General features: G+C 42.4%; 17 protein-coding genes and 1 tRNA gene. 9 read left to right on the forward strand and 9 right to left on the reverse strand.

The features are described from left to right. Positions 1-143 precede the first annotated feature (143 nt). Positions 144-1,004: an RpnC/YadD family protein gene (locus IAE16_RS07055; RefSeq protein WP_323700077.1), complete on the forward strand. Its 861-nt coding sequence runs from the start codon at positions 144-146 to the stop codon at positions 1,002-1,004. A gap of 65 nt (positions 1,005-1,069) precedes the next feature. Then, positions 1,070-2,647: a diguanylate cyclase gene (locus tag IAE16_RS07060; RefSeq protein ID WP_323700078.1), complete on the forward strand. Its 1,578-nt coding sequence runs from the start codon at positions 1,070-1,072 to the stop codon at positions 2,645-2,647. Here IAE16_RS07060 and purE read toward each other — a convergent pair. Then, complete coding sequence (purE, locus tag IAE16_RS07065) at positions 2,644-3,141, reverse strand: 5-(carboxyamino)imidazole ribonucleotide mutase (RefSeq protein ID WP_323700079.1); 498 nt, start codon at positions 3,139-3,141, stop codon at positions 2,644-2,646. The two genes, IAE16_RS07060 and purE, sit on opposite strands and share 4 nt — an antisense overlap. Here purE and IAE16_RS07070 point away from each other — a divergent pair. Both IAE16_RS07070 and IAE16_RS07075 read left to right on the forward strand, forming a co-directional pair. Continuing rightward, positions 3,140-3,562: a hypothetical protein gene (locus IAE16_RS07070; RefSeq protein WP_323700080.1), complete on the forward strand. Its 423-nt coding sequence runs from the start codon at positions 3,140-3,142 to the stop codon at positions 3,560-3,562. The two genes, purE and IAE16_RS07070, sit on opposite strands and share 2 nt — an antisense overlap. Continuing rightward, entirely contained in the window at positions 3,559-4,110 is a 552-nt protein-coding gene (locus tag IAE16_RS07075; RefSeq protein ID WP_323700081.1) for a 4Fe-4S dicluster domain-containing protein, read from the forward strand. Before IAE16_RS07070 ends, IAE16_RS07075 begins: the two co-directional genes overlap by 4 nt. Here IAE16_RS07075 and IAE16_RS07080 read toward each other — a convergent pair. After that, positions 4,072-4,797 (reverse strand): prepilin peptidase, encoded by a 726-nt coding sequence (locus IAE16_RS07080; protein ID WP_323700082.1) that lies wholly within the window; start codon positions 4,795-4,797, stop codon positions 4,072-4,074. The two genes, IAE16_RS07075 and IAE16_RS07080, sit on opposite strands and share 39 nt — an antisense overlap. Positions 4,798-4,850: 53 nt before the next feature. Between IAE16_RS07080 and IAE16_RS07085 the strand changes: the two genes are divergently transcribed. Next, positions 4,851-5,327 carry a thioredoxin family protein gene (locus IAE16_RS07085; RefSeq protein WP_323700083.1) on the forward strand — a complete coding sequence of 159 codons (477 nt, stop codon included), beginning with the start codon at positions 4,851-4,853 and terminating at the stop codon, positions 5,325-5,327. Further along, complete coding sequence (locus tag IAE16_RS07090; RefSeq protein ID WP_323700084.1) at positions 5,318-5,950, forward strand: HAD family hydrolase; 633 nt, start codon at positions 5,318-5,320, stop codon at positions 5,948-5,950. Before IAE16_RS07085 ends, IAE16_RS07090 begins: the two co-directional genes overlap by 10 nt. Here IAE16_RS07090 and IAE16_RS07095 read toward each other — a convergent pair. The 6 genes from IAE16_RS07095 to IAE16_RS07120 all read right to left on the reverse strand — a co-directional run bounded on the left by IAE16_RS07095 (position 5,940) and on the right by IAE16_RS07120 (position 8,360). Then, positions 5,940-6,164: a DUF167 domain-containing protein gene (locus IAE16_RS07095; RefSeq protein WP_323700085.1), complete on the reverse strand. Its 225-nt coding sequence runs from the start codon at positions 6,162-6,164 to the stop codon at positions 5,940-5,942. The two genes, IAE16_RS07090 and IAE16_RS07095, sit on opposite strands and share 11 nt — an antisense overlap. After that, positions 6,161-6,367: a hypothetical protein gene (locus tag IAE16_RS07100; RefSeq protein ID WP_323700086.1), complete on the reverse strand. Its 207-nt coding sequence runs from the start codon at positions 6,365-6,367 to the stop codon at positions 6,161-6,163. The genes IAE16_RS07095 and IAE16_RS07100 overlap by 4 nt, the downstream gene beginning before the upstream one ends. 2 nt (positions 6,368-6,369) lie before the next feature. Further along, complete coding sequence (gene epmA / locus IAE16_RS07105; protein WP_323700087.1) at positions 6,370-7,239, reverse strand: elongation factor P--(R)-beta-lysine ligase; 870 nt, start codon at positions 7,237-7,239, stop codon at positions 6,370-6,372. A 16-nt stretch (positions 7,240-7,255) separates the two neighbouring features. After that, a tRNA-His gene (locus IAE16_RS07110) sits at positions 7,256-7,331 on the reverse strand. A 23-nt stretch (positions 7,332-7,354) separates the two neighbouring features. Next, entirely contained in the window at positions 7,355-8,056 is a 702-nt protein-coding gene (locus IAE16_RS07115; protein ID WP_323700088.1) for an RsmE family RNA methyltransferase, read from the reverse strand. Positions 8,057-8,087: 31 nt separating this feature from the next. Continuing rightward, the gene (locus IAE16_RS07120; protein ID WP_323700090.1) at positions 8,088-8,360 is read right to left on the reverse strand and encodes an HU family DNA-binding protein; all 273 of its coding nucleotides are present in this window, start codon (positions 8,358-8,360) and stop codon (positions 8,088-8,090) included. 89 nt (positions 8,361-8,449) lie between these two features. On the opposite strand from IAE16_RS07120, the gene IAE16_RS07125 reads away from it, so the two are divergent. Genes IAE16_RS07125 through IAE16_RS07135 form a run of 3 tightly spaced genes read left to right on the forward strand, consistent with a single transcriptional unit; the run spans position 8,450 to position 10,705 of the window. Continuing rightward, the gene (locus IAE16_RS07125; protein WP_323700092.1) at positions 8,450-8,875 is read left to right on the forward strand and encodes an EamA family transporter; all 426 of its coding nucleotides are present in this window, start codon (positions 8,450-8,452) and stop codon (positions 8,873-8,875) included. Continuing rightward, positions 8,836-10,197: an apolipoprotein N-acyltransferase gene (gene lnt, locus IAE16_RS07130; RefSeq protein ID WP_323700094.1), complete on the forward strand. Its 1,362-nt coding sequence runs from the start codon at positions 8,836-8,838 to the stop codon at positions 10,195-10,197. The genes IAE16_RS07125 and lnt overlap by 40 nt, the downstream gene beginning before the upstream one ends. Continuing rightward, on the forward strand, positions 10,172-10,705 hold the full coding sequence (locus IAE16_RS07135) for a CDP-alcohol phosphatidyltransferase family protein (protein WP_323700095.1): 534 nt from the start codon (positions 10,172-10,174) through the stop codon (positions 10,703-10,705). The genes lnt and IAE16_RS07135 overlap by 26 nt, the downstream gene beginning before the upstream one ends. Here the strand turns inward: IAE16_RS07135 and IAE16_RS07140 are convergent. Then, a complete protein-coding gene (locus tag IAE16_RS07140) occupies positions 10,677-14,072 on the reverse strand; it encodes a translocation/assembly module TamB domain-containing protein (RefSeq protein ID WP_323700096.1) in 3,396 nt (1,131 codons plus the stop codon). The genes IAE16_RS07135 and IAE16_RS07140 overlap by 29 nt on opposite strands. Between the last annotated feature and the right edge of the window lie 2 nt (positions 14,073-14,074).

The raw sequence follows: 14,074 nt of genomic DNA on the forward strand, positions 1-14,074 counted from the left end.
AAGACCTCCTTTTATACTTAAGACATACAATTATAGCACAGTTTGGGTTATAATAACGCAAGTTGCAAGCTATAAAAAATTGATAACCTTGAGCCCGTCATGAGGGATAGGAGGAGAAAGTTGTTTGATGATATAATCCTTTTGTGTCTTCAAAAGATATAACTCTCAAAGACATCTTTGAGGAAGTCCCACACAGGCTTAGCAAAATCCTCTCTCCAGCCCCCATTAAAGAGCTGTTGCCAACATCTCTGCCATCCACTGAGCTAAGAGTGGACTTCTTGGCAAGACTTGAGGATGAAAGCATCCTACATATGGAGTTCCAATCCTTTAACGATACAAACATGCCTTGGAGGATGCTTCGCTACTATACCGCCATAGCAGAAAAATACAAAACACACAACATAAAACAGCTCCTCGTGTATGTGGGAAATGAAAAGCTCAGGATGAAGCCCTCTCTCAAGATTAAGAACTTAGTCTTTAGGTATGAAATACTTGACATAAGACAGATAGACTGCAAGATACTACTTGAGAGCCAAGACCCTGTAGATAGGATAATGGCATGTTTGTGCAAAGTAGAGGATGAAAGATATTTGATAGAGAAACTTGTGGAGACGCTGGAAGGCATGGAAGAGGAACAAAGGAAAGACTACATCATGAAGCTATTGACATTGACAGAGCTAAGACCTAACTTAAGGATAAGGCTAACAGAGGAGGTCAAGCACATGCCTATAGTGGTTAGACCTGAGGATATAAAACTGCCAAAGAGGAAGTTGAGAAAGGACATCTTATACAGGCTTGGTCTTGAGGAAGGGTTCATAAAAGCATTGCAAGATACAGTGTTGACTCTTATAAGGGGCAAGATTGGAAGAGTTCCTGAAGGTGTAGAAGTAAAGGTGAAGGGCATAAGGGACAGGGAATATTTAAATGCTTTGATAGAGAAGTTAATAAACTCTGGAGATGTTTTGGAGCTTTTGAAGGAGGAGAGGCTTTTGAGTTGTAATTGACAGGAAAGCACTATATAATAACTTGCAATTTGGTTTATAATGGAAAAATCTCTGGGTTTTTGCTAATGGACTACTCCGCACTTGACCTTATAGCTGAGCCAATTCTGATAGTGGATAAAGAGCATCGCGTTCTCTTTGCTAACAAAAAGGCAAGAGAGGTATACGGTAATAGGGCGGAAACCTGTTATGGGCTTTCTCATTCCTTCTCAAAACCATGTTATGAATACGAGGGGCATCCATGTCCAGTTAGAAACATAAGAGAGCTGGGAATAGAAAAGTCTGGCGTCCTACATGTTCACAAAACGCAAGAGGGTGAAAGGTATTTTTATGTGTTAGCTCACTACCTTCCGGAAAAGGGCTTTTATGTGGAGTTTCATATAGACCTCTTTGACCTTATGGAAAATCTAAAGCTCAGTGGTCAGAGGACGGAGCTTTTTCTCTCTGGAGGTCCTGTGGTCTTTTTCCAATGGAAAAGGGCAGAGGGCTGGCCTGTGGAGTTTGTTTCACCCAATGTGTCTGAGTTTCTTGGATATACAGCAGAGGACTTTATATCGGGAAGAATAAGGTATTCAGAGCTTATACATCCAGAAGACTTGGAAAGGGTAGCCCAAGAGGTAATGTATCACACAGAGAAGAAATCTCCCTTTTGGACACATCAAGATTATAGGCTTAGAAGAAAAGACGGAGAATACATATGGGTTCTTGACTATACCGTGCCATTATTTAATGACAAGAATGAGATAATTGGCTACTATGGATACTTGCTAAATATAACTGAAAAACATGAACAGGAAGAGCTTTTCCATATTCTTGCAGAGTCAAACCCTCATGCGGTGCTGGTCTACGATTTTTGGCAAAACAAAATTCTCTATTTGAACCAAAGGGCGGTAAAACTTTTTGAATATAATAGAGAGGAATTACTTAACATTGAGGACCCTATAAGCCTCGTATTTTGGAGAGATAGAGAGGTGGCTTATGAAAACTTAAAGAAAAGGAAAGAGGGTGACAGAAGTCCTATCAGCTACAAGCTAAGAATTGTTACCAAGCGTGGAAAAATAAAATGGGTCAACTTATCTTCAAGTGTAGCGTCTTTCAAAGGAAAGACTGTCTCCATAATAACTCTCGTAGACATATCAGAAGAGGTAAAAAGGGAAAGAACCCTAATAAAACTTGCCACAAGAGACCAGCTTACTGGCATATTTAACAGACGGGCACTTATCCACGATTTTGAGCGTCTTTTATTTCAGGCAAAAAGATACCAGACACCCTTTTCTTTGGTCATCCTTGACATAGATAACTTCAAAAAGTTAAACGATACATACGGACATCTTGTAGGAGATAGGGTTTTAAAGGAGATGGTTAAAGAAATAAGGAGGATTCTGCGAAAAAGCGATATCTTTGGAAGATGGGGTGGTGAGGAGTTCTTGGTGCTTCTTCCTATGACCTCGGAGCCTTACGCACCTGCAGAGAAGATAAGACAAGCTGTGGAAAGCCATAAGTTTTTTGGAAACTTGAAGATAACCATATCTCTGGGAGCAACCACTTACAGGGAAGGTGATACTATGGACAGCATGATTTCAAGGGCGGACGAAGCACTTTACCAAGCAAAACAGCAGGGGAAAAACAGGGTGGTAGTTATCTAAGAGAGCTGTTCTTTTAGCTTCTCGTTCATTTCTTGGACCTTTTGCCTTAAGGATGCCTCATAGTCTTTTAGTTTTTTCTCAAGCTCTGGGTATTTTATGGAGAGTATCCTTATGGCAAGAAGCCCTGCGTTTGTGCCGTTGCCTATGCCTACGGTTGCCACTGGGATGCCTGCTGGCATCTGCACTATGGAGTAAAGGGAGTCCACACCATTTAGGTGTTTAGAAGGCACGGGGACACCTATCACTGGTAGTGTGGTCATGCTGGCGGTCATGCCCGGGAGATGTGCGGAGCCTCCTGCACCTGCTATTATTACCTCTATGCCTCTTTCTCTTGCGGTTTTTGCATATTCATACATGGCTTCTGGCGTTCTGTGGGCGGATACAACCCTGACTTCGCAGGGGACTTCAAACTGCACAAGGACTTCGTAAGCAGGCTTTAGCCACTCCCAGTCAGAAAGACTACCCATTATTATTCCCACCAAAGGACTTTTCATGCATATAATTTTATGCATGAGTATAGAGAAGTTCATGAAAGAGCTTTTTGATATGGAAGAGAGCCTCTGGCAAAGGCGTATGAAAGTCCTTTATCAGTATAAGAGAGTTCAAGAAATGAGGCAGAAGATACGAGAGATTGAAGAGGTATTTGAGGAAGAGGTAGGCATTGACCTTCAAACCGCCCTATACTTCTTGGAAGAATACGAGAGCAACCCTCAGAGCTTTGAGAGAATAAAGGAAACACTGGGAGAAGAGGTTTTTCAGACGATAGAAGCTCTTGCGGACAGGATTAGGCAGATAAGGGATATGAAGAAGGAAGTGGATGAGGTGGAAAAGGAGATATTTGAAATAGATGCGGAGATAGACGATACCTTTGAAAAGCTCCAAGAATACAAAAGAAAAATTCAGGAAATGCTATGAAAAGACCCATAATGCTAATAGACCTTGACAGGTGCATAGGTTGTCTTTCTTGTGAGGTTGCCTGTAAACAGGAAAAGGGGCTTGAGAACTTTGGCATAAGACCCATGAAGGTCTTCAGAGTAAGTGGCATTGGAGACAAGGCGGATGCCTTCTTTCTGCCTATGAACTGTTTTCACTGTGAGCCAGCACCCTGCGTTTACGCCTGTCCTACCTCCGCCATGAGGAAAAGAGAGGATGGCATAGTCTATGTGGAAGAGCTAAGGTGCATAGGCTGTAAGGCGTGCATAATTGCCTGTCCCTATGGAGCTATAGCCTTTAATCCTGCCACCATGAAGGTGGAAAAGTGTGATTATTGCTACAAAAGAGTGGATGCTGGACTTTTACCCTCTTGCGTGTCTAAGTGTGTTACCAACTGCCTGTATTTTGTGGAGATAGAGGATGTGCCAAAGGAAAGACATACCGCAAGAAGAATAGACTCAGAGCTATATAGAGAGCTTTTCCGCTGGAGGTTAGAAGAAGAACCTCTTGAGGTCCAAAACAATCCCTAAAAAGACACCCAGAGAGAGAAAAGGTCCGTATGGAAGAGCAAACTGCAGGCTTTTGTTTTTCAATATTATAGGTAGTGCATACAAAAGACCAAGCAAAGACCCCAAAAAGACCGCATATACAACACCCCAAAGACCAGCCACAGAACCTATAAAAGCCATGAGCTTTACATCTCCAAAGCCAAGCCCCTCTATTTTTCTGAGCTTTGTGTAATAGAGGTATATAAGTAGAAAGAGGACACCACCCACAAAAGCACCAAGTAGGCTTTCCTTTAGGCTAAAGTCCTGCCTTAAGACAGACACCACAAGCCCAAAGGCAAGTCCACCAAGCGTGAAAATATCTGGAAGTATAAAGGTATCCCAGTCTATAAGGCTTGCCACAAGAAGCATGGAGAAGAAAACAAAGAAAACAAGGCTCAAAAGAGGCTCTTCAAACCTTACTCTGCAGAGAACTGCCAAAAAGCCAGTAAAGGCTTCCACCAGAGGATATCTGATGGATATTTTTGCTCCGCAATGTCTACATCTACCTTTTAGGATAAGGTAAGAAACTATGGGAATGTTGTCATACCATCTTATTCTTTGACCACATTGAGGGCAATGAGAGGGAGGAGAGACAATAGAAATACCTCTGGGTATTCTATATATTAGCACGTTGTAAAAACTTCCCAGGCTTGCACCAAGTAAGAACAAGAAAACGTATTCTAAAAGTTGAAGGAACTCCACTGTGGATTAAAATTATAGTCATGAGGAAGGTCTTATACATACTGATTATTGTTTTCTTAGCCTCATGTCAGCAAAAGCAAAATGTGTCAAGTTTTGAGATAAAGGACATAGTGCCAAAGCATGAATACGCTATGCTTATAGTGGAGAGTGAGAGCTGTATTTACTGCAAACAGCTAAAAAAAGACCTTCAGAGCCCGAGCTTAGCTTCGGAGTTAGAGAACATGGATGTTTACAGCGTGCTTTATGAGAGCAACGCAAGAGTGAGATATATCCTCAAAGGGCAAGAGCATGTAAGCACGGAAGAGGAGCTTGTAAGGGCACTAAAGGTCAACTCCTTCCCTCAACTCTTCTTCTATGATAAGGAAGGCAATATAGTGCTTCATCTACCAGGCTACCAGCCACCCAAAACCCTTGCTTGCACTATTAGGTTTGTAAAAGAGGGAAAATATAAAGACACCAAGTATATGGACTACCTCAAGGCGGAAGAATGCATCTAAAAGCCATACTCTTTGACTTAGACGGGACGCTCATAGACTCTTACAGAGACATAGCCATACATCTCAACAAAACTCTAAAGGACTTTAACAAACCTCAGGTTGAGATACAAGAAGTCAGATACATGGTGGGAGGCGGTGCAAAAGAGCTTCTAAAAAGGTTCTTCCAAGATGGCATCCTTGAAGAGGCTCTAAAAGTTTTCAGAGAGTATTATCTCAAAGAGCCTGTTATTCACACAAAGCCCTTTGATGGCATAATGGAAGTTCTTGAAAGAGCAAGAAGCAAGGGTATAGAGCTTGCGGTGGTTACTAATAAGATGGAAAGCCTTTCTAAGGTCATACTTCAGGAGCTTGGTATGGCAGAGTATTTTTCAGTGGTGATTGGGGGAGACACGCTTTCTGAGAAAAAGCCTTCACCCTTGCCTGTGCTGGAAGCCCTAAGACATGTTGGTGCCTTGCCTTCAGAGGCTATCATAGTGGGAGATACGGAAGCGGACCTAAAGGCAGGCAGGCTCGCAGGTGTAAAAAGGGGTCTTGCCCTGTGGGGTTATGTTAAAGTTCAAGAAGAAGTTCCAGATTTTGAACTCCATAGCCCTTTGGATTTAGCCAATTTTTTTAATCCTTGATAACCTCAAAAACCTTAAGCCTTGAGGTAGAACCTCTTAGAAGTTGGACCTTTGACTTTGAAACTCCAAAGTGCTTTGCCAAAAGCTCTATGATTCTCTCATTGGCTCTACCATCTTCTGGTGGTTCTTTTACCGCAACCTCATATATGCCTTCCTCTACTTCTTTTACCCACTCCACCTTTGATTTAGGCTTAGCTCTTACTCTCAGTATCATTCTTCGGGCAGTTCTCTAATAGCCTTGTATTTTATCGTATATAACACCACAAAACCGTCTATGCCATGCTCTCTTGCAAGGCTTGTCTCCACCTCAAGCACTTGACCGCCTTCCTGCTCTATTGTGGATAAAACCTCGTTGAGCTTTTCGGTAATCTCTCTATCATTGCCCTCAAGGGAAATTACCATGCACCTGTATGCCATGCTTAAAAGTATATCTCATCAAGGCTATTAATTCCCTTATAAACCATAAAAAGCCTCTCAAGTCCTATGGAACAGCCCGCACAGGGAGGAAAGTCTCTGTAGGACTCAAGAAGCTCCTCGTCAAAGGGTAAATCCCTACCCCTTGCGAAGTTTTCCATCCTTCTTCTTATCTCCTCAGGGTTTGTTTCTTCACTCCAGCCGTTGGCTATCTCTATGCCCTTTATATATAGCTCAAACCTCTCCGCATAACCATCTACCACTTTGGCGTAAGAGCTTAATCTTTGAGGAAAATGGGTTATAAACTCAGGCTTTTCTCTGCCAAGATTTCTTTCCACATCCACATATATTCTGAAAAAGAGACTTTCCCAGTCTTCTTTGTCGTCAAATTCGTAGCCGTAGGCAAGTAGGTTGTTTTTGAATATTTCCTCATCCTCCGAAAGCACCACACCCGCATACTCCTCAAAGGCATGCTCAAGCCTTGTAGTCTTGTATTCCTTTGAAATTCCCAAAAACTCAAGCAAGTCAGCTATTTCTCTTATGAGATAACTGTAGTCCGCCCCAATCTTATACCACTCAAGCATGGTAAACTCTATCTTGTTGAGCCTTCCGCACTCATTGTTTCTGAAGACCTTTGCCACTTGAAATATGTCCTTTTTGTGCTTTGAGAGTAGCTTTTTCATAGAAAACTCTGGCGAGGTCTGAAGCCACAGAATCTTTTCCTTACCGCACTCCACAACCTTAAGCCCGATAGGCTCTACATTCAAGTCAACGTTGGGAAACTCAAGAAGCACGGGTGTATGGACTTCAAGATAACCTCTTTCTCTGAAGAATTCCCTTACTTTCTGAATAAACTCAGACCACTCAAAGACCATCTAAAGGATTATAACATGGGGAGAGCGACGGGAGTCGAACCCGCGACCCGTGGATCCACAGTCCACTGCTCTGCCAACTGAGCTACGCTCTCCTAATCTTTTTATTATAATCCCCTTAGCTCTTTCCTGCAAGGTTCATTATAAGGGCAGTTGCCACTGCACCAGCCATCTCCATTCTCAGCACATAAGGTCTTAGAAAAAGAGGCTTAAAACCTTTGCTTTTTAGAGTCTCCACCTCTTCAATAGACAGACCACCCTCAGGACCCACCAGAACACCGTAGCTTCTCTTAGTGAGGTCAAGGCTCTTTATATCAGCCTCTGCGGAGAAGTTATCAAGCACAAGAGAAACCTCTTCTTTGGCTTCCAACTCATATAGCCTTATAGGTCTACCTATCTCCATAGGTTTCGGTCTTTTGCATTGTTTAAAAGAGGCAAGGCTTAGCTTTTTCCATCTTTCCAACTTCTCTTCAACAACGCTTAACTTCTGAAAGCCTCTTTTACACACCAAAGGTATCAGCAAGTTTGCCCCTGTCTGGCTTGCCCTGTCTATTACTTCCTCCATAAGTCTTAGTTCTAAGGGTATACACTGGTATAGATTTACCTCTGGCTTTGGCAAAGGAATGTTTATCTCTTCCAGAGGCTTGCACAGAGCGTAGCCTTTTTCAATAGACAAAAGGATACTCAAGAATAACCTGCCTTCACAAAAAACCTCAAGCCTGTCTCCTTTTTTAACTCTTAAGGCTTTAAGGTGATTAAACTCTTGACCACCTATAACTAAGAAATCCCCCTCCTTACCAGTGCATATTAGCCTTTCCATAAGAGGAGCGGGGCGAATGCCCCGCCTGCGGTTACTTTACAGACTCTCTGAGTTCCTTCGCAGGTCTGAAGGCAACTACCTTTCTGGCTGGTATCTTTATCTCCGCGCCGGTCCTTGGGTTGCGTCCTTTCCTTTCTGCCCTTGTGCGAACTGCAAATATCCCAAATCCAGGGACAGCTACTCTTTCGCCCTTTTTAAGAGCTTCAGAGACTGCCTGAATGGCAGACTTGAGGGCGGCATCAGCTTGCTTTTTAGTAATGCCTGCCCCTTTGGCTATGGCTGAAACAAGCTCAGCTTTGGTCATGGCGTTCCCTCCTTACAAGGTTTTTTAGCAGTTTATAATGATATACCAAGTTAAGTCAAGATGCAAGAGTATTTTTGAGGATTTTAAACATGAGAAGCATAATTTTTGCAATTCTTGCAAGTTTTATGTGGGGGACAGCCCCAGTGCTTTTTAAGCTTGGTTTGAGAGGGGAGGTGCATCCTATAAGTGCCTTAGTTTTTCACAACCTTTCCGCCTTCTCGCTTGCGTTAGTGATTACAATTGTTATGGGTATGAAATTGAACTATCCATTTAGAGAAGTTATGCTTATAATGGCAGGTGGCATAATGTCAGGCTTTCTTGGACTCTTCTTTTTCTTTGAGGCTGTTAAGCGTGGAGAGGTATCGGTGGTAGCCCCTATAGCTTCCACATCACCCATTTGGGGTGCGCTTATTGCCTTTCTACTTCTTGGTGAACCCTTTAGCTGGCTCAGAGCCTTTGGTATACTTCTTGTGGTATGTGGAATAGTTTTAATAAGCCTATCCTCTGGCAAGTAGCTCTGGCTTTTCTGACAGGTTTTCTGTTATACCTGCCTTTTTCTAAATATGAGCTTTGGTTCTTTTTTCTTCCCGCTTTTATACTCCTTCTTCATATAAGGTCTGGACTTTACTGGCTTCTTTCTGGCTTTGTTTTCTTTTTTCTCTCCTTGAGGTGTGCCAACATCGCCAGTATAGACTACGGTGGCGTTAACCCTTTTCTTTCTTACGGGCTTTTCAGTCTATTTGCACTATTTCTTAGCCTCTACCAGTTTTACCTACCCTTCTGGCTGTGGAAAAGGCTTTTTGGAGGCAATTTATGGCTCTTACCCCTTTTGTATGTGGTCTTTGAAGTAATCCGCTCAAACTTTCCCTATGGAGGCTTTCCTTGGCTTATCGTGGGCTCTCTTTCCGTATACCTTCCTATTGTAAAACACAGCCTTCTGTATGCAAACGTCTATATTCAGAGCCTTTTTTTGATATACACCGCACTGTCTCTCTTACGTAGAAAGCTAAGGCTAACCATTTTTGTGTGGATTGTTCTTCTACTTATGGGCTTTTTTGCCCTCAGAGAAAAGGAAAAGGCAATGGAAAAAGCACCAGCTTTAAGGGTTGCACTGGTGCAAACCGCAGTGCCTCAGGAAGACAAACTCCAAAGGGAATCCTTTAGGAAACATGCAAGAGAAATACTTAAGCTGGTAGAAGAGGCTAATAAGAAGGGTGTGGACCTTATAGTTCTTCCAGAATCCGCCTTTCACTTTTTCTACTCAGAGGAAGATGATGAATACAACTTTGAGCTAAGGCTACTTAGCCAGAAGACACCCATTCTTGTAGGTCTTATTGACATAAGAGAAGGTCTAAAACCCTACAACTCCGCCTACCTTTTAAAGGATGGCATTGCTATCCAGAGCTACGACAAGATAAGACTTTTCCCGATAGGAGAATACATGCCCTTTCCCTTTGGCTTTCTAAAAGAGATTTTTCCAGCCATAAGTGGCATAGACTACGTCCCAGGTAAAAGTCTAATGCCTTTAGAATACAAAACCATGAGGATAGCCACACCCATATGCTTTGAAGTAGCCTATCATGGTCTTGTTATGGAGCTTTCTAAGAGGGCAAACCTCATAGCAGTCCTTACCAATGACGGCTGGTTTAAGAACTCTGACTGTGTAAGCCAACACTACCTCTGGGCAAGGGTAAGGGCTTTGGAAACCGGTAAATATGTGCTTTGGGTAAACAACTCAGGAGACACTGGCATAATAGACCCTATGGGTAGGGTCCTTGAGAGGATGCCATATATGAAAAGAGGTGTAGTTTATGGAGAGGTCTTACTTATTGACTAACCTACCAAACCTCTTATCCCTTCTTAGGCTAATACTTAGTCCGACGCTTCTTTTTGCTCCAAAGGATTACATAATTTTTATCTTTCTTCCACTTGCTATCTCTGACGCTCTGGATGGATTCCTTGCAAGGAAGTTAAAGGCTCAAACAGAGCTTGGCAAGGTGCTTGACCCTTTGGCGGACAAGGTAATGGTCCTGTGTGGACTTTTTGTATGCACCTTTAGGTTTAATCTTTTGCCTCCTGCCTTCCTTTACGCTGTTTTGTCAAGAGACTTGTTTCTCCTTATAGGCGGGCTTGTCCTTACCAGCAGATATGGAAAGGTTCCTTCCGCAAGGTTTTTAGGTAAGGCTTTTACCCTTACGCTGTCCCTTTTTATTCTTCTGTGTCTTGCAGGTTATTCTTCTCAGTTTATGCTCTGGGTTAGCGCGCTTATGCTTTTTCTTTCTTGGTTAGACTATGCCCTCTTTGGATTAAAAAGGCTCAGAAGTCAAACTTCCTTCTCAACCTAACTCTTGCCTCTTGAGTTCTGTCAGAGTAGTATCTGCCACCTATGGAGGTGTTGGGTGTGAGTTTTACATCTCCACCTGTATAAGTTTCCTTTGGGTTTTTCAGAGTGCTTTGCCTGTGTTCTACCGTTATTCTTGGAGTTAGGTCTTTGGAAATAGTCGCATTCAACCCAACCTCTCCTGTGGGAGATACCGACGGTGATACCTGGACTCTTATATCAAGACCTGTTGCGCGGTTTGCACCCTTTAGGAGACCACTTATCTGTGGTATCTGGCTTATAAGGGCACTGCCTACTGGTATTAGTCCTTCCGCTTCTCCACCACCGAGGACCAGCGCGGTGAGCACCTCTCTTATATCTCTGGGTGGCTCAGACCTGACTATCACCTTTGGATATTGAGGGTTTCCCTTAAGGTCAATTATTATGCTGTAGTCTGGTGTAGGGGTCAATATGGTAAGGTCCATCTGACTGTCCTTATTTGTAAGAGTTAGCTCGCCCCTTCTAACATAGAACTCCCTTTCAAAGTATCTCAAAGCACCTCCCTTAAGGTAAGCCTTTACCGTATAGTTGGGCTCATAAAAAGTGCCTCTTATCTTTGCAGAAAGGTCCGTATACACATAGCCCTCTGGAAGATTAAGTCTTAAAGGTTCAGAAGAGACAATAGATAGGTCAAGATTGACTCTCTTATAGCCTTCAGGACTTGCTCCAGCCCCTCTGTTGATTCTTTGCACATTAAGGACTCCAGAGGTATAAAACTCACCCTTTATATTTAAGTTCCTATAATCGGAGCTTAAAAGTCCCTTTCCAGAAACAAACATATTTGCTCTTATGGCATCACTTCTGTAGAGAATAGGTAGTTGTGTAGCTTCAAAGCTAAGCTGTGCGGTTTTTTCATCTCCCTGCAAGCCCAGAAGAATAGAAGCCCTTTCGTTTCCGCTTAGCCTTGCAAAGCCAGAGAGTTTGTTATCTTTAAAGCTTACCTCAAGCATGCCAGAAAGTGGAACTGCAAGGTATCTAGACCTAAGGGTTATCCTTTCAGAGCTTGCCTTGAAACTCAATCTGTCTGTGTAAGACAGCTTATAGGATATCTTACCCTCAGCATCCGCAAGGACCCTGCTTCTTATCACAGAAAAAAACCTGCTAAGATCAATAGTTCCTTCAGAGGAAAGCCTTAAACCATCCTCATAAGAGAGGTCAAGCCAACCTTCAATAACTCCATACATCTTACCCTTGAGTGAAACACTTTTAGCCTCATATTCTCCCTTTTGAAACTCTATGATTGAAAGTCTTTCTTGCCCTATGCTAAGTGTAAATGGTTCAACCTCTATGCTACCTCTTTCTATGCTTCCATACAATTTCACCTTAGGCACTACAAGGGTGATAACACCCTCTTTAAGGGTGAAACCTTTTATTAAGGCGTTTAGTTTGTCTTCCCTCATTTCTAAGTTTGCACTAATTGGGAAACTGTAGTTTTTATATTTACCCCTGCCTAAAACCTCAAGATTTATATCCCTATTCCTCCCACTCAAGCGGTATTCTGAGGCTATAAAAAGATCGCCTTGAGTGTGCTTTAGAGTGCCCTCAAGTTTGTAGGAGAACTCCCTGTAGTCATAATAACCTCTACCTCTTAGCTCATCTTTAAGGTCAAAGGAGAAGAAAATTTTCTGACCCTCTAGCCTTCCCTCAAATCCACCCTCTGGGTAAGAGAACTGAAAGGCATTTACATCCCATAGTTTTCCTCTAAAGTTGCCCTTTAACTGCTCACCCATTTTTTCTATCTCAAAGGATAGACCAGCCCAAGAAGACACCTTTTCTCTTACAACTCTACCTTCAATTCTTCCAGAACTCCATAGCCTGTTTTCTTTTACTTTCAAATCCACCCCTCCACTCAAAGATTCCAACTCAACGCCTGCATATAGAAGGTCCAAGCCTTCGAGCATTAAACTACCAAAGAAATCCTTATTCTTTAAAGAGCCTCTTCCTGAAAGAGAATAGCCCACTCCACTGAGGTTTATCCTATAGTTTTCTCCTTCAAGAAAAAGTTCGTAGTTGGAGTTTCCAAGGCTTATATCTCTTAAAAATAGGTTCTCAAGCCTTCCTCTTCCATAGCTAAATGCTTGACCTTCTTGAAGCCTAAAAGATCCATTGTAGGAAACTACCGCAGATAATTCCTTTTGCTTTATACTGTATCCTATTAGGTTCACGTTTCCCGTAAAATCTCTACCGTAGAAACTTCCGCTAAAGGAGAATAAGAAAGGTTGAGATACAGACAGCTCCATGTTTCCCCTTATCACACCTTCATAGTTGAGAGACAACCTAAAGCTGACGCCCATAAGCTCTTGGGTCTCAAAGTTTACTACAGGAGAATAGGACTGGAGATTTAAGGTCCTTTTTCTTAGGTCAAGCTCAAGCTGTCCATTAGCTACCGCAGAAATGCTCTGTTTTATTCCAATTAGCCGTCGGTCTACCGGAAAACCTCTAAACGTCGCCTGCAAGATTCCTTCCCTTAGAGAATAGTCAACTTCGGCAATAGTGAAGCGGTCTGTTATTACCGTTTTAATCTGGCTTCTTTCCCTCCATTTCCAAAGGTATTCTCCTTCCAACTTTAGATTCCTGAATTCCTTCCTATTTTTTATATCAAGCATCTCTGAAGACCCAGAGAAGTTCGCAATTACTTGAGTGTAGCTAAGATTTCCTGATAGTTTTATTTTAATCCTCGTGAGAGAAAAACTCTCCCTTTGAATAGGCTCTATGTATCCCTCTGCGTCAAAGCTTCCCCTCTTTCCTTCCCATACTCCCTTTAAGCTAACTTCATAAAGTTCGCTTTTCACTTGAGCTTGGTCTACTATAATTCTCTTCCCCTCTATGTGGGCTTTTTTAAGAAAGACCTCAATGTGGTGCATGTCCTTATAATGCTGCCAATAAGCCTGCATCCACCCAGTAGAATAGAGCTCTCCTTTTCTTAACTCTATCCTTGGTATAAAAAGAGTGAGACTTTCTCCATTATGGACATGGTTTGCGGAAATGTATAGCTTGTCTATCCTCAGGTTTAACCTACTTGCAAGTTTTACAAGAGGTCCAAAGTCATAGTCAAAAGGTTTATCAGAAGGTGGAGCTTTGGAAACCTCTATAAAACTAAGCTCACCAGCCTTAATATCCCATGGTCTTATAGCTCCGTCGTAGACAAAGATATGAAAAGCTTTTTCCTTAAGAGGCACATATAAAAGAAAACTCCTAAAGCTTAGACCCCTTTCAAAGCTAAGTCTTATCCCCTCTACCTCAATCTCTATGTTCCTCGCCATAAGATAGGGCTTTATAAAAAGAAAGTAGAGGGCAAGGAGCAGGAGTATAAAATAACCTATCACCTGCATAG

Source organism: Hydrogenobacter sp. T-2 (assembly GCF_033971325.1).
Taxonomy (GTDB): Bacteria; Aquificota; Aquificia; order Aquificales; family Aquificaceae; genus Pampinifervens; species Pampinifervens diazotrophicum.

Coding starts and splice junctions, on each gene's coding strand:
- IAE16_RS07100 (WP_323700086.1), bottom strand. CDS start 6,367: ATGGCATACAGGTGCATGGTAATTTCCCTTGAGGGCAATGATAGAGAG.
- IAE16_RS07135 (WP_323700095.1), top strand. CDS start 10,172: ATGGAGAGGTCTTACTTATTGACTAACCTACCAAACCTCTTATCCCTT.
- IAE16_RS07075 (WP_323700081.1), top strand. CDS start 3,559: ATGAAAAGACCCATAATGCTAATAGACCTTGACAGGTGCATAGGTTGT.
- IAE16_RS07095 (WP_323700085.1), bottom strand. CDS start 6,164: ATGATACTGAGAGTAAGAGCTAAGCCTAAATCAAAGGTGGAGTGGGTA.
- IAE16_RS07140 (WP_323700096.1), bottom strand. CDS start 14,072: ATGCAGGTGATAGGTTATTTTATACTCCTGCTCCTTGCCCTCTACTTT.
- lnt (WP_323700094.1), top strand. CDS start 8,836: ATGTGGAATAGTTTTAATAAGCCTATCCTCTGGCAAGTAGCTCTGGCT.
- IAE16_RS07115 (WP_323700088.1), bottom strand. CDS start 8,056: ATGGAAAGGCTAATATGCACTGGTAAGGAGGGGGATTTCTTAGTTATA.
- IAE16_RS07090 (WP_323700084.1), top strand. CDS start 5,318: ATGCATCTAAAAGCCATACTCTTTGACTTAGACGGGACGCTCATAGAC.
- IAE16_RS07070 (WP_323700080.1), top strand. CDS start 3,140: ATGCATATAATTTTATGCATGAGTATAGAGAAGTTCATGAAAGAGCTT.
- epmA (WP_323700087.1), bottom strand. CDS start 7,239: ATGGTCTTTGAGTGGTCTGAGTTTATTCAGAAAGTAAGGGAATTCTTC.
- IAE16_RS07060 (WP_323700078.1), top strand. CDS start 1,070: ATGGACTACTCCGCACTTGACCTTATAGCTGAGCCAATTCTGATAGTG.
- purE (WP_323700079.1), bottom strand. CDS start 3,141: ATGAAAAGTCCTTTGGTGGGAATAATAATGGGTAGTCTTTCTGACTGG.
- IAE16_RS07125 (WP_323700092.1), top strand. CDS start 8,450: ATGAGAAGCATAATTTTTGCAATTCTTGCAAGTTTTATGTGGGGGACA.
- IAE16_RS07120 (WP_323700090.1), bottom strand. CDS start 8,360: ATGACCAAAGCTGAGCTTGTTTCAGCCATAGCCAAAGGGGCAGGCATT.
- IAE16_RS07085 (WP_323700083.1), top strand. CDS start 4,851: ATGAGGAAGGTCTTATACATACTGATTATTGTTTTCTTAGCCTCATGT.